The sequence below is a fragment of the Treponema sp. UBA753 genome (genome assembly GCF_002297325.1).
Classification (GTDB): Bacteria; Spirochaetota; Spirochaetia; order Treponematales; family Treponemataceae; genus Treponema_D.
In genome coordinates this window covers 1-3717 of record NZ_DBKJ01000133.1, presented here as the reverse complement: position 1 = coordinate 3717, position 3717 = coordinate 1, and the positions used below count along the sequence as shown (strand labels likewise).

Sequence of the window (3717 nt, the reverse complement as noted above, 5' to 3'; positions counted from 1 at the left end):
AGCTGCTTTTCAACAACATTCTGAGTGGCAATTCCTGCATGGTCGGTTCCAGGAATCCAAAGAGTGTCATCTCCTTTCATTCTGTGGTAGCGCACAACAATATCCTGAAGCGTATTGTTAAGTCCATGCCCCATGTGAAGAACGCCTGTAACGTTTGGCGGAGGAATTACGACTGTATACTTTGAAACAGAAGATTTTTTAGACTTACCCAAGTAACATTCATGCACCGGAGAATCCTTGTCGGACGCAGGCTTAAAGCATCCTGTCTGAACCCATTCAGCATAAATTCTATCTTCAAAATCTTTTGGATTGTAGGATTTTTCAAGTTCAATAGCTTTCATCGTAACCTCTATCAACACACAGACTTGTGCTTTTTTTTTATAAAGCGAAATTATAATATTTTTTTTTGATGTTTGCAATGAAAAGATAAAGATGGGACATTCAAGGTATATCTAACAAGTTCTATGATTCCACTCTGCGCTTACCCATGTGCCATTCCCGTGCTTGTTTGTATGTCATTCCTGCTCTGGGTTATATGTCATTCCCGCACTCGTTGCGGGAATCTATTTTTTTTTACAACAGTACCTGCTCGCTGCATCTGCTACGTACCTGTTCCGCTACGGCTTACCGCCTGCGCTGCACCGGCACTACACAGCCGCAGCTCGCTATTACTTGCCTGTAGAGCGGACAATGCGGAAGCCCAGGTAGTCGTAGGTGCTATAGGCGTTGTAGTCGCACCGATTGCCCACCGCGCAGTAGTAGGCGTCGTTGTACCAACTGCCGCCGCAGTAATAGCGTTTGCCGTTGCTGTCGGAACCCCAGCACCACTCCTCCACATTGCCGCTCATGTCGTAAAGAACGTAGCCGTTAGGATCTTTCTGTGCTACAGAGTGTGTCTTGTTTCCGCTGTTGACAACATACCAGCCCACTTCGTCCAGCTCGCCGCTGCCGCTGTACGTGAATTCCTGACTGCCTTTTGCCGCATACTGCCATTCTTCTACTGTAGGCAGGCGGTAGCCGTTGGCATTTTCATCTTGAGTTACAGTTTTTGTTATTTTATTTCCTTTATTAGGAACATAGTTCCATTTTTCTACATCAGTTTCGCCATCAACATCATAGACTGGAGTCAAACCGCAAATCTTACTTAATTTGTTGCAAAAATAAACTGCGTCATACCAGCTCACAGTTTCCACAGGAAGATTTTTTTCTCCTTTGAAGCCGCTAGGATTCTTGCCCATTACAGACTCGTAAAGCTCCTGTGTAACTTCCGTTGCAAGAATAGAAAATTCCTTTCCTGGAACAGCAATCATAAGCTTGTCAACATTTTTATACGTAACGCCCTCTTCCAAGGCAGTTTTGACAGAGCCATCGGAATTGTTTATGTCAGTATCCGCCCCCCCTCAACAATTGAATCTCCACTGTCGTCTCCTGAGTCAGAGCATGAAATCTGCAAGGGAACAGCAAGCAGTATAATTCCGCAGATAACAAAAGTCGCAAAAGACAGCCTGCTTTTACGGTCGCCAGCCACGCTAAAACATTTTTTTAAGGTTTTCATTTTTTACCACCCCCGTATAATTTTTTAAAGCTACCATACAAATTTTATGGTGTCAAGAAAAACAATCTGCTTGCGTTTTAACAAAAGTTTTATAGGTCGAATGTCGAGTTAAAAAAAAGAGCTGTCTTTTACAATTAAAAATTAGCAAGGCAGCTCTTTTTATCAGCAACACTGTTCTAATACCAAGCTTTCTACAGTCCATCTACTGCCTTGTGAAGACCGCGCTTAATGCTTTAGCGTCCTTAAAATAAAGTTAAAAACAGACAATTTTTAAGTTAATACTAGTGCAAAATCAACTTAATTTCATTCTTAAATCAACTTAATTCTGCTTTGTTTTTAACTTAATTTTACTTTAATTTTAAGTTGATTTCGTTTTGTTTTTAAGTTTATTTTGTTTTAATTTTAACTTAATTTCACTTTAATTTTAACTTAATTTTGTTTTGTTTTTAAGTTAATTCCACATAAAAATCAGCTTAATTTTATAATCCATACATACCTTGTTCATTGCATATAAAGCGTAACGGTGCAGACTGGTGCGCCTTGTGCTAAAGCCTAGAAAGCCTGCCTGTGTTTCAAAAATTCAGCTTACTTGCGGAAAGAGCTAGATTCAACTAGAATGCTAAAAGTTAAACAGACCAAATTTTATAAAGCGAGGTGAGTCCAATGCCTACTCCACTTGAAAACTATGTAAAGGAATGCGGCGGAAAGTTGAATCCTGCCATGACTTCCTATGTTGCGAATCTTCAGCTTGTTTCTGATGTAGCCCCGGAAATTGCAGAAGACATTGTAAAGGAGCTTGCAACCCAGCGCCGGCACTTAAAGCTTGTGGCAAGTGAAAACTACTGCTCGCTCAATGTTCAGGCCGCAATGGGAAACCTTTTAACAGACAAATATGCAGAAGGATTCCCGGAACACCGTTACTACGGCGGATGCGAAAACATCGATTCAGTTGAAAAAACTGCCGCAAAAGAAGCAGCCGAGCTTTTTGGAGCAGACTACGCTTATGTTCAGCCCCATGCAGGATGCGATGCGAATCTTGTTGCTTACTGGGCAATTCTTTCAAAGACAATTGAAACTCCGACTCTTGAGGAAATGGGCGTAAAATCCCTTGGGGATCTTAATGCCGAGCAGTTCGACATTCTTCGCAAAAGATTCGGCAACCAGCGTCTTATGGGGCTTGACTATTCATGCGGCGGACACCTTACCCACGGATACAAGATGAATGTTTCAGCCCGTATGTTTGAAAGCCACCCTTACGGAGTTGACAAGGAAACAGGACTTTTGGACTATGACGCAATAGAAAAGCAGGCGATGGAAGTAAAGCCTCTTATTCTTCTTACAGGATTCAGCGCGTATCCAAGAAAAATCAACTTTAAGAAATTCCGTGAAATTGCAGACAAATGCGGAGCAGTTCTTATGGTGGACATGGCGCACTTTGCAGGTCTTGTTGCAGGAAAAGTTTTCACAGGCGACTATGATCCTGTAAAATGGGCTGACGTTGTTACAACTACAACACACAAGACTTTACGCGGACCACGTGGCGCGCTCATTCTTTGCAAGAAGGAATTCACAGACTACGTGAACAAAGGCTGCCCTATGGTTCTAGGCGGACCTCTAAATCACATTGTCGCGGCAAAGGCTGTGGCTTTCAAAGAAGCAAAAACTCCTGCATATCAGGCTTACGCGCAGAATGTTGTAAAAAACGCACAGGCTCTTGCCGCTGCCTGCATTGAAAAAGGAATGAAGCTTCAGACAGGCGGAACAGACAACCACCTTATGCTCGTTGACGTTACAACTTACGGCCTTACAGGAAAACAGGCGGAAGCGGCACTTTTCAAATGCGGTGTTACAGCAAACGCAAATGCCCTTCCTTATGACAAGAACGGCGCCTGGTGGACTTCTGGAATCCGCATTGGAACTCCGGGGCTTACAACTTTGGGAATGAATGAAAACGACATGAAGAAAGTAGCGGAAATTATCGACCTTGTTCTAAAGGGAACAAAGCCAGGACTTACAAAAGACGGAAAGCCTGCAAAGGGAAAAATAGAGCTTGATGAATCTATTCAGGCAAAAGCAGAAAAAGAAGTTCAGGAGCTTCTTTCAAAGCACGTTCTTTATCCAGAGCTTGACCTTGACTTCCTCAAAAAAGAGTTTGTAAAAGG

4 protein-coding genes are annotated in these 3717 nt (G+C 42.6%); 1 reads left to right on the top strand and 3 read right to left on the bottom strand.

Annotated elements, in window-relative coordinates; all coding sequences use genetic code 11:
* The 3 genes from B4C08_RS10505 to B4C08_RS10495 form a co-directional block, all read right to left on the bottom strand.
* Positions 1-341, bottom strand: a 341-nt coding sequence (locus B4C08_RS10505) for a class I tRNA ligase family protein (protein ID WP_296665187.1), incomplete at its 3' end; no start/stop codon positions are given.
* Positions 342-668: 327 nt separating this feature from the next.
* A complete protein-coding gene (locus B4C08_RS10500; RefSeq protein ID WP_296665184.1) occupies positions 669-1349 on the bottom strand; it encodes a formylglycine-generating enzyme family protein in 681 nt (226 codons plus the stop codon).
* Positions 1350-1378: 29 nt separating this feature from the next.
* Positions 1379-1555 carry a hypothetical protein gene (locus tag B4C08_RS10495; RefSeq protein ID WP_296665182.1) on the bottom strand — a complete coding sequence of 59 codons (177 nt, stop codon included), beginning with the start codon at positions 1553-1555 and terminating at the stop codon, positions 1379-1381.
* 663 nt (positions 1556-2218) lie between these two features.
* Here B4C08_RS10495 and B4C08_RS10490 point away from each other — a divergent pair.
* A partial coding sequence (locus B4C08_RS10490; RefSeq protein WP_296665180.1) for a glycine hydroxymethyltransferase occupies positions 2219-3717 on the top strand: 1499 nt, incomplete at its 3' end.

Coding starts and splice junctions, on each gene's coding strand:
- B4C08_RS10495 (WP_296665182.1), bottom strand. CDS start 1,555: ATGAAAACCTTAAAAAAATGTTTTAGCGTGGCTGGCGACCGTAAAAGC.